The following is a 22,898-nucleotide window of genomic DNA, read 5'->3' as shown; positions in this document are numbered from 1 at the left end:
TAGTTAATAAATTGATTGTCAACTATTTATAAACAAAAACCATGCCCTTTGCTCTCTTTTTATACACTTTTCTTATCCCGAACTCACGTTAAATATCGTTCTCGCTTGCGGGAAACGGTAATTGATCTCGCCAATACCAACCCAGCCCGAAAATTCTCCCGAGCGGGTCGATAGTTTGGCTTTCGCACCTTTATTGATCATTTCCTGGCTCCTGACCAACGCGTCAAGCCTAGCCGTATCGATCTGCTCCTGCATCAGGGACTGGTACCAATTACGAATGAAATTTTGTGTAAATCGTTTGGTTTGCGGGGCCACTACCTGGAATAAGAAATCAACAATATAAATAAATCAAGTGATTACCACCTTAAAAAACCCATGGTAAGCCTGGTGCCGCAGCCGTGTATCAGCTAGCCCATAAATCAGCCTAAAACAAAGAGGCTGCACCAGATGATACAGCCTCTTTGTTATAAATTTTGGCTTGCCTGCGTATCTGATCAGGTACCCGGCTACACCTCCAGCAGAGGCAAAATTGCATACCTGTTGATATCACAAAACGGCAAAAACCGCGCAGGTCAGATGAATAGGCCATCCGTGCAATAATGCCGGCATATTTACCGCCCCCTGCAATTAGTCAATCCATAGTCAGCATTATCTTTTGATGATCTGCCTGGCAATTAAAAGGCCTCCGATAATCACGATTAAGCCCCCAACGAATACAGCCATCGCTAGTCGCTGGCGCTCGGAAAAAGCGAAAAAAAAGATGAACACAAGCACCAAAACTGCCAGAGAAATCAATATGATATTAAAAATTGACCAGTCAGATGTTTTAATAATCAAATAAACTTTAGCGATTAAAAAGAAGGGGATGAAAATTGCGCACCCCACCAGGATCTGAAAAACTAATTTTGATTCTAAAATATTACTCATTTTTTGTCATTTAAGGTTAACTTAATTTTTCTTGTCTGCTGTTACCGCTTCGTAAGCTTTTGTAACTACCCCGGTAGCGACCCCTGCCGACGTCGCCGCTCTTACAGCGCCGAATTCTTCAGCAGCTTTTGCCGCTTTCTTTGCGTCGATAATGCTTCGTTTGCTTTTTAAAGCCGTTGCCCACCGCTTTGCGGCTTTCGCTTTTTCAGTCAAAGCTGCTGCCTTTTTCGGAGCTGAAGCGTGGATCCCTGTTTTAACCAGCCCCTCGATACTTCTACCGGCAAAGCCGGTCGCGACATCAGTTAAAACACTGGCAGTAGTTATTTTTTCTCCCTGAATTACTTTACCGCTTACACCCGATACGATATCACTGGTCACCGCGACGGCTGTTTTAACAACAGTAGCCGCATTTTTTGAGCTGGCAGCAATTCTGGCCAATTTACCGACCGTTGCAAGTTTCGAAAAACCAGAGGCAATTCCCACTCCCGCCGCTCCGGCAAGTCCCGCTAATGCGATCTTTCCACCGTCAACATGCGTCAGGGCGTATCTGTCAAGTTTTCCGTATTCGATAACATTTCCGGCCACCTGGCTAAGATACTCAATTCCCGCACCCACCACAGCCCCTGCGATATAATTCCAGATACGCCCGTCCGGGTCGGTTCTTGTAATCGGGTTATTAGCAACATAAGCATAAGGGCTTTCTAATTCCTGGTCCTCATCATCTGCACTTGGGTCTACACTCGTCCATCTACCGATAGCCGGATCATAGAACCTTGCGCCATAATCATACTGACCTGTTTCTTCCTGTTTTTCCTTTCCGTTATATTTATAATTGTTGACTGGCGAACCGGAGTATGCATTGCCAGGATTCATTATCAGGCCGTAAGCATAATAGTCCTGTACCTGGGTGATGGAACCATCCTGTTTGAGGCCTGCCCTGGTGTTGCCCAAATGGTCTTTAAGATAATACTCATAGCTGTAAGCCGCACCAACGGGGATCGCCCTTCCTTCCTCGGTAGCAACGAATTCCAGTGTCCCATTATTATATTCAATACCGTCTATATATTCCCTTGTAATACCCCCTGAAACCTTTTTGAGCTTTTCCCCCTCGGCATCATAGGTGTAGGTCATATTCCCCGGCGTCCGGGTAACCGCCTGCGGCAGGTTCAACAGGTTGTAAGCGATATTGGTGATCTGGTTACGCGTATCGGTCAGGACGTTGCCGTTCAGGTCATAGGTATAAGTATAGGGTGTTGTACCATCTGTCACGCTCCACAGCCTGTTACCAATGCTTGTCGATGAATAATTATAGGACAGGTTGTTCAGGTATGCCCCCGCAGTGGTACTATTCTTCCTTTTCAACGTAATGATGTTACTCATAACGTCATAGGATATCTCCTCGTTGAACTTATCCTGGTTGGTGAGCGCGGGATTATACTGTGCCAATGTGAGCCTGTCGATATCATCGTAAGTGTAGCCATACTTCTGAATTTGGTCATACAGCCCCGATCCGGTCGGCACCTTTGTATGCCAGTCGATACTACCAATATTGCCATTATATTGTTTGTTCACGGCGTCCTGGTAATACAATTCCATACCAAATACCTTGGTGGCGGTCGGTGAGGTAACCGCGTCTTTATTAATGGTTTTGAGCCAGCCGCGCTCGTTGTACGCATAATCAATTTGCTGTTTGAAATTGTTGGTTACTGTATCCGTGATATGCAGGTATTTGGTCCGGAGCTGTCCTACTTCATTATAAACTACGCTGCTCAGCAAGGTCCGGGGAGTACCCGTAAGCGTCTGCCAGCTTTTTATCTTCCTGCCCACGTGATCGTAGATATGCTGGTCGGCTACGGCAACTTTCAGCACCGGGCTGCCCGATACGTTGATATAATGTTGCCGGGTTGCCGTAGTTAGCTGGTCATTAAAATTATACGTATTGGTTATTTTATCATAGTTATTGTTCGAAACGGCGCCGCTGTAATAATGCTGTTTATAGGTTGTAGTGACCCTGCCATCGTTATCATAAAAGTTAAAGAAATAAAGCGTACTTGCAGCCCCTGTAAGGCCCAGCACATTGGTGCGGGTACAGGTCAGCAGGCCCTTGGTCATGGTACTGGCATTGGCCGGTGTGGCAAAGGTAGCCGGAACATTGGGGATACCGGAATAATCATCATAATAATTGATAATAAGTGAGGCATACCATGTTAAGGGAAATGCCGCTATGGTATAGCCTTCTGTGCCGGCACTGTTCCGTGTTTCCCAAAGGGTACCAGTTTGATTGGTTACCGAGCTTTGCAGCGCAGTCAGACGTGTAAGTGACGGGGTATTGGCATTATTATCAGCCGTGGTGCCCGCATCCTGGTAAATACCGGTAATTACGATTCTACCATACATATCGTATTTGGTGATGCTCCATTCCTGGGGTGCTTTGTTACGCTGTAAGGGATCCTGTGTCATGACCACCTGGTCCAGTTTGTTATAAATCATAAATTCCCAGCCCTTGCCCGGAATACGTTTTTGCACCTGGTGGTTCCGGTCATCATACTTATACTGAAAGCAAAAATTATCCAGGTAATCGTTTACTGGTTTTGCAGCATCAGGAAGGCTTCCGGGCGGAAGGATAAAACGCAGATTGCCCTGGTCATCATACACATAATAAGTCGACAGCATTTGTGCTGCGGCCGCCCTGTTATAGGTACGTTTCAGGATCACCTGCCCTTCTTTGTTCTTGTACTCTTCGGTAATACCAAAGCAACCGTCAGCAGCGTCCCAGTTTTCGTCTTTCGTTGTGGTTAGATAAAGCTGGCCATTGGCAAAATATTCATTGACGCCTGTCCCCCTGGATAAATTACCGGAGGCATCCACATAATAATAAACTACCCGCTGGCTGCCGGCATTCCCGGTAAGTGTAGCAGGGAAAACAACCTGGTTATTGGTACCGTATTCGGTAACGGCCGTTCGCCCGCCGGTAGCCGTCCTTGTGCCTGGCTGCCACGTATCTCCGGGAGCGCCCTGCTCATACATACGGTTCAATGGCGATGCTTCAGTTATCACGTCTGCATACGGCGTTGTTGTTTCCTTATAACCCAGGCCTGAATTGGAATAGAATAACTTCTGTGCGCTGTTGCTGTAGCCATTTGTACCCACCAGCGCGTCTGGCCGGTAGGTACCTGAAGTATTGACAATTGAATAAGACAGGAACTTCCTGGTCTCGCGGCCAAACTGGTCATAGGCAAAGGGCTGGATGATATCTTTTGTGGCATCAGGATTACCCTTAACCGTCACGGTTTGTAAAGGCCTGCCCAGGCCGTCAAAATATTGATAGGCGCTTTGCACCTTTGCGGCGTTGGCAGTAGCAGCGTCAAGAGCGGCGTCTGTTGTAAAATAGTCCCTTGGCGTACGTCTGCGTATATAGTTTTGGGCAAACAGTGTTGATGTATCTGTTAAAAGAACAATACAACAAAGCAGGCTGAATATTACTTTTCTTATGCTTGTTAATATGATAGGGTTCATTGTTGCAGGTTAATGTGTTTGTTGCTCGTTAAATTAATTGTCACGGTTTGGTATACCTCACTACTCTATCCCGGTGCCGACACATGGGGTTGAAGAGGTTCCGGTGTAAGTTCCTGATACGGAATTATCGCTCCACTGGTAGTGGTAGGTACACTGCCAAACGCTGCCATGAATCTGTACCGAGCTTTCAATAATTTTCGCACCTGTTTCGCAAAGCCCGTTCACACACTTGGTGCCTTCGCTGGTACAATTTGCCGGAATACAATTCGACGTACACGTTGCATTATTATTCACCCATGTTTGGGCATTCAGCTGAAGGTCATTTACAGCCAGGGCATTGGCATATTCCTGCGTTGTTGCAGAATAGGTATTGGCCGGTACCGTATAAGTTGCCGTGCCAGCTGTGTAATTGGCGGGGCAGTTGTTTTTAGTCAGCGTGCGCGTTTGAACGGTATTCCAGTACACAGGCGCGTTTTTTGTACAACTACCGTTTTGATTGGCGTATGCCTGCCCCTGCGCCTGCAAAAGCGCGGCTGCCTTCGTATTCGCGTCCTGAACAGATACAGTTGAAAAAACAGTCCCTGCCGGCAAGTTATAGTTAATAACATTGCCGGTGTAACCTGTAGCACAAGACTGGCAGGTAAAATTCTGCCCCATCGGGTCATTATAAAACGTACCTATATTCCCTGCCTGCGGTATGCCAAAATTGTAATCGTATTTGTCTTCTATATAGCCGCTGCGGTCCAATAATGTTGCAAAGCGGTCCTTACTGTCATAAACGAAACTTTTGATATCTTTTCGCGGATCGGTAATACTGGCAACGCCTACTTTTTGTTTATAGGTATAGGTACTCACCCTGGCCAGCGGGAGGCCCGTCCTTATCTGGTCGATCTGGGTTTTAATCAGTGCCTGGTCAGAAGTATTTAACGCGGATTCTGCTACGGTAAGAAAGGCCGCTGCCTGTGCATAGGTAGCCCCCTCTACCTTGGCAACAGGATACTGCCCATATGGGCCTCCCCATATAATTGCGGTTGGAACACCTGATTTGCCTTTGTATTGTTTAATATTGCCCGCGGTATTATAGGACTCTATCGTCCCATCAGTAACGAACGCGCCGTTATTAAAGGCGGTTTGTACTGAGGCCAGTTCATAATTTCCGTTCGACCAATCTGCGTAATTAATCTTGGTTTCCGAAAGTTTGGTTGAACCTTTATAGCGGGCAACGTCCACTACCGGTGATATTATATTCTTGCTGATCATTGCTGTATACACCGCCTGCCCGCTATAATCCTGCGGATACTGCAATTGTTCACTGCGGATGACGCCGCCTGTACCGTGGGTTATAGTAGCAGTAAGTTGCCTGTGGGTTGAATTATTATATTGGTAATCCGTTGTATCCGAAACAGGGTTAAGCCCATTCTGATCATAAGTTGTCACGATCAGCCGGTCATTATAAACCCAGGCGGCCTGGGCTTTATACATCACACAGTCCCAGGGGTCCAGCAGCGGGTTCGGGCCGCCGGTTATTGGATTAGGGTCTGATTCGTTTATTGTAAACGCAGGCGTAAACTGCTCCCGTGCGGCGTAACCGTAAACCACACTATTTTCGGCGGGATCAATCTTATAAGAGTACAGGCTTGATTTAACCGGAATCAGGGTGGCCGTCCCGTTGTTTTTTAAAATCCTTTCTTCAAGCAGTTTGCCGTTACCCAAAATGCTTTTATTACTTTTAGGCGCACCAGGGAAATTCCTCATATAAATGACTTCGCCGGATTCGTCCGGAACCACCTTAAACAAAGAATAAATACCCCCCATTTCAAAATTATCACCAAAACTTTCCAATACGGCAGGATAGCTGATCGCCGATGCACCATAGCTATAAAGGTTCGCCAGCGAACTTGAGTACAAGGCGGCACCATCACAAACATGCTGCTGTCCGGAGCAGGTCTCAGAAGTGGTGTTACTGACCTCATAAACCGGTGTTACAGGTAAAGGTAAAGATGACTTATCCTTCGACTCCAGATAACCATAGTAATAGCGATGCACTTTTGCAGGGCTGCCAGCGGCGTAAGTTAAAATGGTTTTGACACGTGAGCCTCCGGTCAGCTTTTCTATGGTTTCCGATGAAGACGCCGACTGGGCTTTAAACGTAACATTGGCATTCATGGTCACTGCCGATCCGTTCGCCTTTAATTCCATATTATACGTTCCGGCTGGAAGGTCAAAAGATTGGTTCCGGCTATAATTCGGCAAATAAGTATTATTATAAATATTTATTCCTGAAGCGTTGCTAATCCTTATGCTGGCCGTATTGTGAAGACTATCAATGAATGAGCCGTTGAAAGTTATATTAAAGTTAAGATCTATGGTTTGCTGCTCTGCAATCGTAAACGAGTAATTGGTCGTGACGGTGTTATGTGCCCCCGAACCTGTAACATTACCATATAATGTATGTGACGGTTTTGGTGCAGGGGCCTGATACTTGTTTGTTTCGTACACAATACTATCCATTCCCCCGGTTGGATAAATAATTTTGCAGAGCAAGCCTTTTGCTGCCAGACCTTCCCTTGCCTCGCGATCGGCATTGGCTGTGGGGAAATTTGCCCTTCCGTTAGCGGTAGCGGGCCTTGGCAGGGATGTTGTTGCGTTCCGTACGCCGTTGAAATATCCCCAGTGGTCCTGTGAATAGGAAAGCCGCGGAGACCTTGCGGCAGGATCATTATAGTAAAATAAATGCTGGTTGACCAGGGTACCTGTAGATGAGTACTCTTTTAAAGAAGACAAATAGGGAGCCTTGTCATAACCAAAGTTGTAGTTATTTGCCAAACTTGTATTGGCCGTTTGTGTAAAGTGGTCGAACACGAATTTACCAACGTTGCCATCCGGACCGCTATACTGGATATAATCGATCAGTTTGTCATTGCCGTCAGTCCGGTCTTTATAAGTTACGGTAAGCGTCTGATTAGTGCTGCTGGTAACGGAGCTTAGTAAAACGCCCTGGGTATTAACAAGGGTAACACAATAGTTAACGGGGGTTGTTGTACTGCAGTAATTACAAGCTGTCCGTTGAGATTCTGTATAACCGGTATCATAGGTGTAAGATATCGGGGTATAAGCCAGCGTGATCACCTCACCGTTGGGATGCTCAATCTTTTTCAGGTACCAGCTAACCGGAACGTACGCAGCCAAATTTTTGCCGCAGGTTGCGCTTGACTCGCGCTTGGTTTGTTCAACTGCGCCCGTGCCGCCGAAATAATAAATAATACCATCGGTAGTAGTAATTTTGACGTTCCAGTTGGCATTGGCAATCAGGTTAGTTTCCACCTTATATTTTTCGCCATTTAGTACTACCGGCTGCATATTCTGGTCAAGCACAAAACTGCCACTAATGCCATTCATGCTGAAGTTAAAAAGGTCAGGTTCGGCATCACCATCAGGTGGTGTGCCGGCAACCGCCTTTCTCATAAAAAGTATAGACGGTGCGTAATAGTTAAGCGGAATTACGGGCGGGATTAATCGCGTATGTAATTCATCGGGAAACCCTCTAACCGTCCGGGTGACAACACCACCCAATTCTATCGACCAGCCCATGCCGGCCCTCGAGGAGGTTTCATCAACCTTTATCCCCGTCGATGCGTAATTTAACGCAATGCCGAGTTTAAGCTTGTTCCCCTTGATCGGATAAAGCGGAATGTTAATGTTGGGCGCTCCTGTATTCTTATTGAGTGCGAGGTCTGCATGTTGCGTTATTGCAGTTGCGTTTGGCGGAGGAGGCAGAAAGTCGATTGCTGCGGCATAGGCATCAACACCTTGTTTCTGGGCGAATAATGGCATGGAAAAAATACATGCCAAAAAAAGGGCATAGAAAGTTTTAGGATTCACTTTTAAAATTGTTATAAGGTTAATATGTAAATAAACGCCATAGAGCTTGCAGGCAATAGCGCGGATTTAGTACGGGAAATACAAACTTATAGATGAAATGCTTTTAAAAAGAAATACCTGAAAATTTGAAATGGCGGCATACTGAAGAACCTGGGATGTATTAAATTTTTCACTGTGAAATGTTTAGTATTTCAAAGGTAATAATTGTCTTAAATACATTTGATATTTTTTTGAAAAAATGTCTAATAACTAAAGATATTTCCCTTTGAAGCTAAATAATCAACAAATCAGATAACACAAAGAGGCACTTCGTTTGATATTATTCTTCATGTAGTCTCATAAAATAAATCTTATAAAAAACCTTATGGGTAAACAATGATTCTACAAATTATGCGCATTAGTTAATAATATTACGGAAATCCATCAAAAAGGCGCGTTATGAGTACCAGCGTCTTCTGAAACTATCTATGGTTGGCAAATCAACTGAAATATTTCTGGAAAATTTCCATCGTTACGGATTAACCAAAACTGAAATTGAAATAGTGCAGATGCTTTTTGAAGGAATGGACAAAAAGGCAATTACCGACAGCTTGTTCATTTCGGAGGAAACGGTAAAGAAGCACATTTATAATATTTTCCGAAAGGCTCAGGTAAAAAACCGCCAGGCTTTTGGGACATATTTTGAGTATTTCGGCAGATTAAAAAAGCCTATAAATCAGTTGATTTACAGGCTTTTAATGCATTTTGATAATCGTCTCAGCGGTGAGGGAGGGATTCGAACCAACTATATTATTTCATTGATAATCAATATCTTAACTAACAGAAAACAATCATACTACACGAATTATACATTCGATTTTTTGGCTGTTGTAAATCCTCTATACAAAGAAAAGGAATCTTCAGGTAAAGCGCAAATAATCAATGCTTATAATATAAAATTATATCTATTATAATAACTATACCAATTATTAAAACATCCTTTCATGTTCACCTGCTCTGACCTTGAATGTTTGGAAAGGATACTTTGAATTGCCCAAAGAGGTAATTAAGATCGAGATTTTTCAAAAAGAATATGTTCATTTCATTTCATACGTAATCACTTTGTAGACAGCAGGAGTCTGAACTTCTGTATTCTTAGCTGATTCCAATACAGGTTGGCCTGGCCCTGGTTGCGGGGGAATTATTTGTCCTTCTAAAGTGTGGGCAATCATTGTTTTACGCCCTGTTACAATAAGATAATCATGATGCCAGGTTTCGTCACCGTTGAGCATACGGGAGCTTACCCACTTCTCTCCCTCAAATCCCCCTTCAAACACCTGGCCTATGCGGATTTTTTTTGATGGGTTTTTTGATTCAAATTTTAATCGTGCTGTAATGCCTGCTACTAAATATTCATCCGGCGCAGTTTGAATAACCAGGCCATACCCCGTATTGTCCCAATTGTTATATTCTACAATTACTTTATCCTCCCCAAACATAAGCGTGTCGGCAACGGAGCTTTTAGTGCGCATAAACCCCCGCATTTTACCTGTACCCTGATATTTTATTATGTAGGGCATTAATTCATTGATTACAGAGATGGCCTGCCGATAAGCCAAATTAGTATAAGCATACTCTATCCCAAAAGGAGAAAAACAAATGGCGTCATGTTCTGCATAGGCGTAAAAAGCCCGGGACTGTTCAGTAGTGCTTTCGGGAATAAAAAGTGGATTATCCGACCGATGATACATCGACAATATTTCTTTATAGTTAGGTACATAAATATCGGGGGCGCATAAATCGATATCGGGGGCTATAGCTTTGTAAATATCCATTACCCTGGATACAGGTCCTCCGTTTGGATATACCCCGGGTAAATCAGTAGATTTTTGAACCAGCCAGGCATTGACATACATCGGAAGGTTTAATTCTTTTTTGCCTTCGCGACATATTTCATTTATATACCTGACATATTGCCAAGTCATGAAAAAGTTTTGTGCACTTTTCATTGTATCGGCAAATATCTCGGACCATGTGCCTTTGGTTTTGCTGCCGTTTTTTTGCCAAACATATTTCATTTCGGGGCTCAAATGATTCGTGTTTTTTTGTAGATACTGAATTAAGGTCTCAGGAACCTGAGACTTAAATAAGTCAAGTGCTTGTTTATTGTAATCTATATCCTGGAATGCCCCAACCTCATTTTCGGCTTGGATCATTACTACCGTATGTTCTTTATCTACTTCCCTTATTCGTTTCATTAACTGCACAAATGCCTTGGCATCTGCTATTTGCGCTTCCTTACAAAAAGCCGAAATTACTTCGCCGGTGCTCCCGTTACTTTGCTTCAGTTTAAAAAAGCGTTTGAAATCTTTTTTTACCCAAAGTGGCGGATAGGTAGAGAGCCCGTTTTTCCAGCTTCCAAACCATAGCAGACAAAGTTTTAGTTTGCTTTCACGTGCCTGGGATATTATCCCATCAATAATAGAATAATCAAATTTACCTTCCTGGGGTTCCAATTGCTCCCATGCAACGGATGCGAGCACAGTGTTAAGGCCCATTTCTTTCAATTTGGGGAAAATGGGCACTAAATAAGTTAAATTGGAGGATGTAGAGTTATGCAACTCCCCGGCAACCATAATAAATGGCTTACCATCAACATACAACCTGGTTATATTCCCCTCATTTTTCAATTGAGGTAATTCCTGCGCCGTTAAATAATTAAATTGAAAAACCGTAGAAAATAAAAGGGTAAGTAGCGTAAATCTTTTCATAATATAAATCTTTCACCGTTCATGATGCTAATGCCCAAGTGTTTTAATATTTAAAATAGCCTCCGATAGCCCAGGGGAAGTAACCGTCAATTTAATATCGCCTGAACTATGAGTGCTTTTAATTATAACCAACGCGCGTCCGTGCCAGGCTTTGTGCGTATTTCCAACATAGGGGTCCGTATCTTTCATATCTGCATTGGCTACTCCGGCGATTACTCCGGGGCCTTCAATTTTGAAAAGCAGGCGGTTCACCGCATCTGGCTGCAGTATACCATCCTTGTCGGTTATCTCTACGGTAACATAAGATAAACCCTGCCCATTAGCTATTATCTCTTTCCGGTCAGCCATTAGTTTGATTTTTGCCGCATCGCCGGAGGTTTGCAAAACGGTTGACTCAATCTCCTTATCGTTATCCACACCTACAGCTTTAAGCCTGCCAGGCGAATATGTCACTGTAAATTCAGCTTTATGTTCCTGCTCATCAGTAGTAGGCTTTTCGCCAATGAGTTTATCGTTGAGGTACAGGCGTACCTTAGGATACTTTGAATAAACTTCTACCTTAATGGCCTTTCCCAAATACGCCGGCCAGGTCCAGCTTTCCCAGGTGGGCCATACAGACCACCACGTTGTTTTAATTTCCAAAGGATCCGGCTCAGGTTCACGAACAGCCATGTAGAGTTTTTCGGTATTATTATATAACAGGCTCCGATAATGCGAAATCGGCTTTCTCCACCCGATCAAATCAATGTCGCCACAATAAGCACCGTGCCAGGGGAAAAAATCATGTTCCCAGTGCTCACCGGGGACATCGCCTGAATAATACCAACGGCCTATCCCCGATTCTCCAAGATAGTCCATAGCTGTCCAAACAAAATCCCCAAGAACATAATTGTTGTTTTTTACCAGCTTCCAGTTTGCAAAAGCATCCCTGGGGTACGACTCCGTTTGAACGATCATTCGTGAAGGCACGCGTTTATGATCGGCAACAGCGTTCCACAAATGATAATTATAACCGGCGATATCATGGGCTGCCATAAGGGAATCAAGCGTTGCCCACTCCTTACCATTTTCCACTATGGCCGATGTAACCGGGCGAACAGGATCTATTTTTTTTATGGCGGAGGCCAGCATTTTGGCGGTCTCTACAGATCCGGGGCTGCCCCTCTCCACTATTTCGTTACCGATGCTCCACATAACAATTGACGGGTGATTACGATCGCGCAAAACCATAGCATCCAGGTCGCGTTTCCACCATTGGGCGAAATATTGAGCATAGTCCTGTTTGTTTTTGCCCATTCTCCAACAATCAAACGATTCATCAACAACCAACAGACCTAACCTGTCGCAAGCATTTAAAAAAGCTTCGGAAGGTGGATTATGAGAAGTTCTTACCGCGTTAAAGCCTGCTGCTTTGAGTAACTCAATCTTTCGTTCTTCCGCCCGGTCAAAAGCGGCGGCGCCCAGGCAACCATTATCATGGTGCACACACCCACCATTGAGTTTGACTGTTTTGCCATTAAGCTGGAAACCGTTTTCGGGCGTAAATTTTATCGAACGTATGCCAAAACTCGTTTCCGTTTTGTCAACTACATTTTTATTTAGGATGATACTTATTTGAGCATCGTATAAACGGGGTGATTCCGGCGTCCATTGCTGCGGAGTTGCTACAATGATAGTTTGCGCAACTTCTTTCTCGCTATTTGCAGCCAGTTCAATTTTTATTTGCCCATTTCCCGCATTTTTAGCATTTGCATCCTTTAACCAGGTGCTTAGAATAATATTTTGAGGCAAATCACTTTCGTTTTTTACCAATGTTTTTATTTGAACAGTTGCTTTTTTGGAAGACACGTCAGGGGTTGTAATCGCGACTCCCCAATTGGCTATATGCACAGCGTCGGTAATATTCATCCAAACATGGCGATAAATGCCAGAACCACTGTACCACCTGCTGTTTACTTGTTGCGAATTGTCGACCCGCACCGCTATCACATTTTCATTATTAAAGTCCAAAAAAGGCGAAAGGTCATAACTAAAGGACGAATAGCCATAAGGGTAAATTCCAAGTGATTTTCCATTGATAAACACTTCAGAATTCATGTAAACCCCTTCAAAATAAATGGAGACTTTTTTGCCTTTCCATTCACCAGGAACTTTGAAGGTTTTCCTGTACCAGCCAATACCTGCCGGGAAATATCCGCCGGCGCCTCCCGTGGGGTTTTTAGGACTTATTTTGCCTTCAATACTCCAATCGTGCGGCAAATCGAGGCTTCGCCAACTCCTATCGTTGAAATCTCTTGATTTTGCCGATGCGGTATCTCCCTGAAAAAATTTCCAGTTATAATCAAATAGCTGTTTTCGTTCAATTTTAACCAAATTTTGAGCCTGGCACGCTATGCTAACAGCCAAAAACAGCATGGCTGTAACCATTGCTTTAACGTGATATATAATATTGTAAGTTTTATGCAACCTCATAGTGATCTTTTAATTTGCTTGAAGAAATAATATTTTAACCTTATTGGACTTTAATAACAACCTCATCTCCTTTAAGGGTATCAGATTGAGCTTTTAACCGAATCTCCCCGGCCTGTTTATTTGATTGCACCAGCACCAGGCAATATCCGTTGAAGGCCATCCGCTGGCTGGCTTTATCCGGTTCATGGCTGCTGGGGTTACCGTTACCTGTGCCAATAATTGTTCCCGGGCCTTCAATTGAAAACTTTACCAGGTTCGCCGCTGTAGGAACTACCCTTCCCTTGGCGTCTTTAAGTGCCACCTGGATAACAGCGACGTCGGTACCGTCAGCTTTAAGGGTGTTGCAATCGCTCTTCAAGGTTAATTGGGCGGGACCAGTTGTTGTTTCAACAATGTCCCTGGTTACCAACTTTCCGCCTTTATATCCCCTGGCTTCCAATTTACCGGGTTTATATATAAGGTCCCATATCAGTTTGGTATAAGGAGTTGTTTTTTGCCTGCCTATGTTTTTTCCGTTTAGCAATAACTCTACTTCGTCGCAGTTGGTGTAACAATGCACCTTAATGCTGTCTCCATCTTTGCCGGGCCAGTCCCAATGGGGGAAAATATGAACTACGGGTTCATTTGTCCAGGCCGCTTTGTACGCGTAGTATCCGTCTTTAGGGAAGCCGCATATATCCATGAAACCGAAATGAGATGTAACGCATGGCCACTGGTACGGCGTGGGCTCGCCACGGTAGTCAAAACCTGTCCATACAAACAAGCCTCCCAGATAGGGATATTTAACAATGTCCGCCCAGTCCTCACCAGGCAGCGGCCCCCAGTTGGGTTGCCATAATCCGAGGTTTGACACATAACCTTTACCCCAATCGTTCTGATACTCTCCACGGGTTGAAATGAAACTTGTGGACTCTGTACAAAACTCAGCCCGGTTGGGATATTTTTCATGGTCTTTCACATACGCCAGCCCTTTGTCGCCATAGTTATATCCTACAACATCCAGGACATCGCTATAACCACCTTCGTTCCGTCCATGATTCATGGCGGCAGTGACAGGACGCGTTGGGTCTATTTTATGAGTGACATCAACCAGTGTTCTTAGTATCCTGGCCCCGGTTACTGTACCTTGAATCCATTCCTCATTTTCCATACTCCACATAAATATCGACGGATGGTTGCGATCCCTGTATAACATGGATTTCAAATCCGCTATCCCTTCTTCAGAGCTGGACAACATACGATTCTCATCCAACACAAGTAACCCCATCCTGTCGCACATATCAAGCAGTTCCGGCGTGGGGGGATGATGGGAACAACGATAAGCATTGCTACCCATTTCTTTGAGCAACTTTAATTTGTATTCGTTTATTTTATCAGGAAGGGCCACGCCAATCCCGGCAAAATCCTGGTGGTTGCAAGTGCCCTTCACCGGGTAAAGCTTCCCGTTTAAAAATACACCATTCCGGTTTATTTCGATAGTCCTAACCCCAAAAGTTGTTTCGTAATTATCGATGACAATCCCGTTTTCAAAAACTTCTGTGAGTACTTTGTAAAGAATTGGTGTTTCGGGCGCCCAAAGCAAGGGTTTTTGAATAACTGCTTTTTGTGAAAGTTCGGATGTGCTAAACGGCTCAATTACCTGAGATGAAGTTATTGTGTTAAGCACGACTCCTTTATTATCGACAATTTTAGAGGTGAGTTTAATGTTTTTAACTAAGCCGTATTCGTTTTTAATATTGGTTTTTACGTTTACATCAGCTTCACCGGGCGAAACTACAGATGTAGTAACATAAGTACCAAACCGGTCAACATGGAGCTTGTCGGTTTTATTGAGCCAAACGTGCCTGTAAATTCCGCACCCTTCGTACCACCAACCTTCATATTCGGTAGCATCAACCTTTACCAAAATAACATTTTTGCCTTCGTTACCGTAACGCAAAACATCTGTCAAATCATAGTTTGAGGGTGTGTAACCACTTTGGTGGCTGCCTAAGAGCTGACCATTGACCCAAACAGTACTATTCCTGAAAATCCCGTCAAATTCGATAGATATTTTTTTTCCTTTATCTGTTTCCGGTATTTCAAATTCTTTTCTGTAAAAACCTATCCCACCAGGCAAATATCCGCTAACAGCAGGCGAGCTGCCGATTGATTTATCGTTAACAAAAGTCCCCTCCACACACCAATCATGCGGAAGGTTTACTTCCTTCCAGTCTTCGGGTTTGAAAGTAGCTGCTTTATCAACATCGGTATAAGCAACAATGGCTTCTTTATTTGTTTCAACTTTGACATTGATATCTGTTAAGCCACCATATCCGGCAGCTTTAACTGCCCGTTTGATAGCGATATCGCCTTTGTGGAACTGCCAGTTGAAGTCAAAATTATCTTTCGCTCTTGCTGATGGCGCGGTTGCTCTGTTTTGCGCTGTTACATTTAACGCTAATAAAGCTGCAAACAAGAGTGCAATCCCCCGCAGTAGCATATTAAATAACTGATTATTAGTATGACTATGTGTATTCATCATTTAAATAGATAACCGGCTCCTTAAAGACCGGACGATAACATTAGGGTTGGCTTGTAATTACATCCACTTCGGCATATCCTGTATTATCGTTGCCTTCCGTATTTTTCAAAGCCCTCAATTTAATATAGCGAGCCTTTACAGCTGCAAAGTTTTTAATTTGTATCAGCGGGTTGTTTTTGATATTGGGGAACTCTCCTTCATCAACCAGTTTCCATTCTTTGTCGTCGGCAGATACGTAAAATTGATAAGTTGTAATAATGCCAGGGCCCCACAAACCCGGATCGGGCAAATACCTGAAACCAGACAGGGTTTCTTCTTTTCCCAGGTCGATCACCAAATCAACCGGCATTTTTTTGTCCTTACCCTGGTGCCATACTGTAGCAGGATCTCCATCTAAAATCTCGTTAGCCTTTTCGTCGCTTACTCCTAAAATTTTCCAATCCGTGCGGGGTTGGTCAAATTTCTCCTCAACTTCAGGGCTGCTTTTGCCCGTGGCAGGGTCGCCGGCAATTGCCTTTACATCCAATTTCCCATCTGTTTGAAACGCCCCGGTATATTTTTTTGAAGCCGTGGTAGGTGCACTTCCATCCAATGTGTAGTAAACTACCGATTCCTTATCTGCCGGGGTTATAATGATTTTACCGGACTGGTCCCTGATTATAGAAGGAGCAGTTAAAATCTGCGGCGCATCATAAACACCGATATTGGAAATAACAATACAACTTTTTGAATCCGTAATATTTAACCGAACCTTTGTGGCACTCACACTCGGGAAAGTAAGGATGCGCTTGTACCCAATGGTTGTTGCGTTGGCTACTTCTTTCCAGTTACCATCAACAAGGGCTTCAACCGTGAATGCCTTCACCCTTTGGCCCAACTGGATATACTCCTGCACCAGGAAACGATTGAATGTAGTTGGCTTGCCCAAATCGATAGTCAACGAAGCAGTTTTTACATCATCGTCTGTTGCCCAATAAGTGTCTTTATTATTATCGACAGCTTTACCTGCGCCAAATTCCTTATTGTTGCCCCGAATATTGGAAGCGGTTGTTTTCTTTATTTTAGCAAGGTCTACCGCAAAGGCTTCCTTAACCGCTTGGCCAAATTCCGAGGCGGCTTTTTCATCTCTTTCGTTAATCAAACCATTGGGCATAATAGGGAAGTTAAGGAGGAAAGTAGCATTACGGCCAATGGAGTGATAGTAGGTATCCATCAGCTGGGGCAACGTCTTTACCTTAGTGTCTTCAGCAGGATGATAAAACCACTCCGGCCGGATGGATGTATTTACTTCGGCGGCCACCCACCTATTACCGTTCTCCAAACCGTAATGTAGCATATTGTAGGGCACATCACCAGTCGCATTAAGCAGGCTCCAATTGGTTTCGCCTACATAACCTGCTTCCGTTCCCACCCAACGAAGATCGCCCCTATCGCCACCATCGTTCCAGATTACACAATTCGGCTGCAGTTTATGGATAAGCGCATAAGTATTCTTCCAGTCGTAATAGGTTGTCCGGTCGATGGTACGGGTTTCGTTAGCGCCGCCGTAATACCCCGACCCGCCATTAGCACCATCAAACCATACTTCGAAAATAGGCCCGTAATTAGTTAGCAGTTCTGTGAGCTGGTTCCTGAAATAGGTAATGTATTCCGGTTTACCATAATCAGGGTTGTTTCTGTCCCAGGGCGATAAATAAATGCCCAGTTTCAAACCATATTCTTTACAGGCATCGGCCATTTCCCTCACCACATCGCCTTTGCCATTTTTCCATGGCGAATTTTTAACAGAATACGCCGTATATTTTGATGGCCAAAGGCAAAAACCGCAATGATGTTTTGCGGTAATGATGATTCCTTTCATACCTGCTTCTTTGCAGGTGCGTGCCCATTGACGGCAATCCAGATCTTTTGGATTAAACAAATTCACATCTTCGTTACCAAATCCCCAGGACTGATCGGTATAGGTATTCAATGAAAAGTGCACAAATGCATAAGATTCCATTTGTTGCACACGCAGTTGATTACTGGTTGGCACCGGGCCAAATGGTTTGGGGGCGCTGATTTGAGCACTGCAAAACACTGCTGAGCATAAAGAAAAAACGATTCCCAGGAAAAAATTTCTATTCATAAATTTATATTGATTACATCTTTATTTCAATCTTTTGCTTCAACTGGTGTTGGTTGCGAAAGATCACTATTTCGGTATTTTTCCCGGTCACCGCGCTCCGGGCTTCCAGCAAATCTTTAAGGTTGTTAACCTGCCTGCCATTAAAAGTCAGTATGACGTCATTCGCCTGAAGCAATTTTGATGCAGCCGATCCATGGGTAACTGAGAGCACCAACACGCCTCTTATTTGATCCATGCCGGTTGCAGATTGCTCGCCAGCAGTGCCCAGGTTTTTGACCCTGGCACCCATAAAATCTGTTATATCATCTTTACTTAAATTATTAGCAATTACAACTGCCGGGAAGATTGGCTTTTTGGCAATGGCCTTCAGCCGCGCCGAAACAACGCCGAAACTATCCATCGCGAAGTTTTTGAATCCGGCGGACAACGCCGCAGCACCTTGTTTCACACGAAAATCTCCTCTTTCGGGATTTTCAAAGGTTAGGGGGCCATGCACCGAATGACTATCCGTTCCGCGCAAACGTGCTTCAGCCAATGAAACGGAATCAGGAAAATCGTTGTAATCAACCTCTTTTCCCCAGGTAGCAATACCGATAGGCAAGTATCCTGTTCCAACGATATTATGACGAAACAGGTCGCCACTATTTTTAAACCATACATGGGGATGAAAAGTATTATTGACCATGATATTGTTTTCAACAACACGGCTTACGCCTTCCCGCAGCTTGATCCCCCCGTTTAAGCACAGATTATTGTAAATAAGATAGTTGCTGGATCCATCGTCCAGGTCAATATCCCAACCATGGTCGCAGCGGAACCGGTTGTTACGAAGAATAATCGGCTTTACCGCATCAAGGAGTGCTATGCCGGGATTTTCGGCAACAATCGAGTCAAGTTTTTTCTTATCGGCCTGCCAGTAACGATCGCGTCCCCAGGAATTAAATGATCCATGGTCTCCGGTTTCCTTGACTGTATTAAACAAATCGTTATATTCAATGATATGCCCTCCCCACGTTCCTTCGCTTACGTTGATGCCTGCGCGGGGTACATCGTAAATGGTATTGTGGCTTACAACAATGTCCTGACACATGGAGAGCTCCACCCCCGCTGATTGTTTTTCTACATAACCGAGGTTAAACATCAGGTTATCATAAACTTTACAGTCTTTTGGGTAATTGTTTGTTTTTGGCCCGGGTGTACGGTCAATTTCCGCCGGTGGTATGTACTCGTTATATTCAAAACTGGGCGAACGCACCGCACCCGGGTCGCCGACAAAACAAATTCCGCTTGCACCGATTTCGAAAATCCGGCACCCTGACACTTCACAGTCCCGGTTGAATTTGCTAAAAAAAACGGCGTTGTTGCCCAAATCACGCAGCACACAATTTGCCAGACGGCAATGTACTGCTCCTTCGTATAACACGGCCCCACCCCGGTAAATTGTCCAGTCGCTGCGCAGCAACGGCTCCTTGTTCTGCATAAAGGTGCGTACCGTTCCTGTTAATGTAAGCCCGGAGATAGCAATGTTTTTAACCGGCTTTTCTTCCGTCCCTTTAAATTCAAATAAATGGGCAATCTGCGGCGTTTCAAACTTTGCAGTTTTTAAATCAAGGCCTTTAGGTGGGAAATAATATAAGATTTTCGTTTTCTTGTTATAAAACCATTCGTTGACGGTATCAAGCTCTTCAAAAACATTCTCTACATAACGGTATTTTTCATGCATACCCGAACGCCGGTTATTTTGCCAGCCCCCTTCCAATATAGGGTTACCACTGCTGTCCTTCCCGGTTATGATATAATGAAAATCGCCCCACCTGGCACTGTGCAATGCATGCACATACCCACCCGCGGGCGACTTCCACCTTGCAGCTCGTTCTTTGCTGATAGCATCGGCTGCTGCGCCACCAAGAAACTGTGCCGAAGGATCATAGTTTGGATAACGGGCCATATGCTGCAATTTTCCGTTCACAAACAGTTCATCAAAAACAAAGTCATGACCGACCTTAGCCTGCCAGATACCATTTTTGTATGCTGTCCAATTCAGGCCGTCTAATTTAGCGCCGCCGCTTATGATCACCTCCTGATGGTCAACAGTCGTCAAAGTCAGGGGTTCATTATCCTTCCTTGAGTCGGCAGCACTGAACACAACAGGATCGCTCAAATAATATGTGCCTCCGTAAAGCCTGATGAAAACGGTGCCGAAAACTTTCCTCGCCGTGATCATTGCACGGTTTATAGAAGCAAATGGCTTGCTTTGCGTACCCGGATTGCTATCATTGCCGCTGAGGGAAACATATAAATTTGTTTGCGCGTTGCTGCCGACCGGCCATAAAAACGCAGCAAATAAAACCGCTGTTATTATTAAGTTCTTAACTTTTTGCATTTAGTGCTATTTAAGAATTACCCCGTATGTTGACGTTGCCCAGTCATGACCTCAATCGATTGCAGGGTATATTCAATTATCATTTTGGTTATTCAATATTCCAGAAACAAAATCTATTTTATTTCTATAAACTCAGGTTCGTACGGTGCAATAGTAAAGTTTCCGGTATAACTTTTATCAAAAAGAATACTCTGCGATTTCCCATTCATCGGTATTTCTTTTGGTTCTCCCGTCACGTTCAGGTATAAAAAATGGTTCTTATCAATTTGCCTTGCCATAATGCCCGCAGGTACCTGCGGGCCCTTTTTAATACCCAGTTCATCTATCAGTTTGTCAAGCAATGGGCTCAGTACCTCGCCACTTGCTGGCAAGCCTACATAAATTGCCCTGCCTTTGCCGTATTTGTTAGCAGTAATAATCGGGTAATCTTTATCTAAGCTGGTTATACTTCCAAGAATTTCGGCACCTTTGGATTCCACAACGTCAAATCGTGTTGATTCAGTTCCAACAGTTTTCCCGTTGTAATTTAGTTCAATTTTTTTGCCTCTCAACGATGTGCGCGATACTTCGTTCATCGGCTCTGTTTCTTCATAGCCGGCTACCCGTATTCCAAACACATCGCTTAAACGGCCCGGATGGGTGGATGCAAATACCTTCCCGGTTTCGTCAACCACGGCAGAATTGCTCGTCATCACAACTGTCCCGCCATTTTTTACAAAATCCCTAATTTTATTGGCGGTGGTTTCATCCATTACTGTTACACCGGGCACAAAAAGCAATTTATACTTTAATTGGCTTTTACTGATCTCAACAACATTGGCATCCATATTACGGTTATAAAACAGGTTCCAGCAACTCTGTAGCTGTTGGTCCTGCGCCTCGGGGAACGAGCCGCTGGCTATCTGACTTGGGAATGAAAATGCTAAGCCAACTTCCGGGCTGGCCTTGTAAGGAAAATATTTTTCGATCTTTTTAAACTCTGTTGCCATCTTTTTGTATTCATCGTATTTACGGTTGGGAATTCCGTCCCAGTCAAGCATCCCTTCCAAGTATTGCTCTTCGCCCGACCACATACTTTGCCAGGTCCATCCGCAAACCACCTGATTGCCGTACATCAGCGTGGCATAGGCCGATTTTCTGATCGAATTGGGAACGGCGGTCATTGTAGTAAATTCACTGCACCAGAAGGGGTTTGTACTTTCAAACTGAATACGGGAAATTCCGAACAAGGCATTCATCACCCCCCAGTTGGTAGTTAAAGAATTCCCGGGATAAAAGCCCGCCCCTCCCCTGGACATCTTGCCTGAATAAGCTATCTGCGAGTAGTCAAAATACTTCAACGCACTGTAATACCAGGCATTGGTATTAGTTAGCGCATTGGGTGCATTGGCATTAACCCTGTCGAGTACCTTAAATAAGATCTGGTTAACTTCGTCTGATATAAAGCGCCTGAAATCTAATATTTTCTCCGGGGAACCATTTTTTTCGCCGGTTACGGGTAGCCCTACTTCATCAAAATCGTTAATTCTTCTTGACCAACGTTGCGTAGCCCATGCTTTGTTAAAATTATCTAAGGTTGCATACTTCTTCGTTAGCCAAATCACAAATCTTTTTCTTACTGTTTCTGAGTATGAAATAGGGCCATCACCAGATTCGTTATCGACTCCAAAAGCTAATAGCGCCGGATGTTTTGCATAGTGTTTTGTAAGTGTATCCGCATAACGCACGGCGTATTTTTGATACATCGGATCGCCTACATCTTCCATATACCGATGGTTAGGGTATTGCGCATTGCCCGCTGGGCTGGTAACATCAATTGAGGGATACTTATGGTGCAACCAAATAGGTGCCGGGCGAATAGCGATGTCAAGGACCACCTTAATCCCTGCTTTATTCATCATGTCCATCACAAAATCAAACCATTGAAAATCAAACTTACCTTCAGAAGGCTCATAACTGTCCCAGGCCAGGTGGCCCATCCTGACCACCTTAAATCCGGCAGCCTTCATCAATCCAATGTCCTTTTTTATTTTCTCCTGGTCTTTATCATCATGCGGATGATAATTGGTGCCCACGTATAATTCCTGAGCTTTAACCGACAAGGTAGCAAGCAACAGCGTTGAAATTATCAAAAGCTGTTTGATTTGTATTTTCATTTATTTAACTGATATTTTTACCGTTTTTGAAATATTACGTGATGAATTACCTAAAGCAGAATAAATTCCTTTGTTATTTGTAGAGCAGGCCCTAGCAAATCCAGGCAGAAAGGCACATCGCAGTCAATAGTTGGTTCTCCACTTAATTTATTATAAGGAA

The 22,898-nt window shown here is 44.1% G+C and carries 11 protein-coding genes; 1 reads left to right on the top strand and 10 read right to left on the bottom strand.

The annotated features are described in order from the left end of the window. Nucleotides 1-72: 72 nt before the first annotated feature. The 4 genes from BMX56_RS27805 to BMX56_RS27790 all read right to left on the bottom strand — a co-directional run bounded on the left by BMX56_RS27805 (nt 73) and on the right by BMX56_RS27790 (nt 8,325). Nucleotides 73-255 (bottom strand): hypothetical protein, encoded by a 183-nt coding sequence (locus BMX56_RS27805; RefSeq protein WP_090652984.1) that lies wholly within the window; start codon nt 253-255, stop codon nt 73-75. A 393-nt stretch (nt 256-648) separates the two neighbouring features. Then, nucleotides 649-927, bottom strand: coding sequence for a hypothetical protein (locus BMX56_RS27800; RefSeq protein ID WP_090652983.1), 279 nt, complete (start codon nt 925-927; stop codon nt 649-651). A gap of 21 nt (nt 928-948) precedes the next feature. Continuing rightward, the gene (locus tag BMX56_RS27795) at nt 949-4,443 is read right to left on the bottom strand and encodes a DUF6443 domain-containing protein (protein WP_090652982.1); all 3,495 of its coding nucleotides are present in this window, start codon (nt 4,441-4,443) and stop codon (nt 949-951) included. 60 nt (nt 4,444-4,503) lie between these two features. Continuing rightward, on the bottom strand, nt 4,504-8,325 hold the full coding sequence (locus BMX56_RS27790; RefSeq protein WP_177183946.1) for a DUF5977 domain-containing protein: 3,822 nt from the start codon (nt 8,323-8,325) through the stop codon (nt 4,504-4,506). A gap of 467 nt (nt 8,326-8,792) precedes the next feature. Here BMX56_RS27790 and BMX56_RS30635 point away from each other — a divergent pair, with 467 nt between their 5' ends. Then, complete coding sequence (locus BMX56_RS30635; RefSeq protein ID WP_090652980.1) at nt 8,793-9,278, top strand: helix-turn-helix transcriptional regulator; 486 nt, start codon at nt 8,793-8,795, stop codon at nt 9,276-9,278. Nucleotides 9,279-9,401: 123 nt separating this feature from the next. Here BMX56_RS30635 and BMX56_RS27780 read toward each other — a convergent pair whose 3' ends face one another. From BMX56_RS27780 to BMX56_RS27755, 6 genes are all read right to left on the bottom strand, one after another. Beyond that, complete coding sequence (locus BMX56_RS27780) at nt 9,402-11,075, bottom strand: GH35 family beta-galactosidase (protein WP_090652979.1); 1,674 nt, start codon at nt 11,073-11,075, stop codon at nt 9,402-9,404. Nucleotides 11,076-11,102: 27 nt separating this feature from the next. Continuing rightward, nucleotides 11,103-13,547 (bottom strand): glycoside hydrolase family 2 TIM barrel-domain containing protein, encoded by a 2,445-nt coding sequence (locus BMX56_RS27775; protein ID WP_218152503.1) that lies wholly within the window; start codon nt 13,545-13,547, stop codon nt 11,103-11,105. 40 nt (nt 13,548-13,587) lie between these two features. Then, the gene (galA, locus tag BMX56_RS27770; RefSeq protein ID WP_255369944.1) at nt 13,588-16,071 is read right to left on the bottom strand and encodes a beta-galactosidase GalA; all 2,484 of its coding nucleotides are present in this window, start codon (nt 16,069-16,071) and stop codon (nt 13,588-13,590) included. 40 nt (nt 16,072-16,111) lie between these two features. Further along, the gene (locus tag BMX56_RS27765; RefSeq protein ID WP_090652977.1) at nt 16,112-18,199 is read right to left on the bottom strand and encodes a discoidin domain-containing protein; all 2,088 of its coding nucleotides are present in this window, start codon (nt 18,197-18,199) and stop codon (nt 16,112-16,114) included. A 13-nt stretch (nt 18,200-18,212) separates the two neighbouring features. Then, the gene (locus BMX56_RS27760; RefSeq protein WP_090652976.1) at nt 18,213-20,582 is read right to left on the bottom strand and encodes a PDZ domain-containing protein; all 2,370 of its coding nucleotides are present in this window, start codon (nt 20,580-20,582) and stop codon (nt 18,213-18,215) included. Between the two features lie 113 nt (nt 20,583-20,695). Continuing rightward, complete coding sequence (locus tag BMX56_RS27755; protein ID WP_090652975.1) at nt 20,696-22,738, bottom strand: beta-galactosidase; 2,043 nt, start codon at nt 22,736-22,738, stop codon at nt 20,696-20,698. Nucleotides 22,739-22,898 lie beyond the last annotated feature (160 nt).

The organism is Mucilaginibacter sp. OK283 (genome assembly GCF_900110415.1).
Classification (GTDB): Bacteria; Bacteroidota; Bacteroidia; order Sphingobacteriales; family Sphingobacteriaceae; genus Mucilaginibacter.
This window is presented reverse-complemented; position numbering and strand designations above follow the sequence as displayed.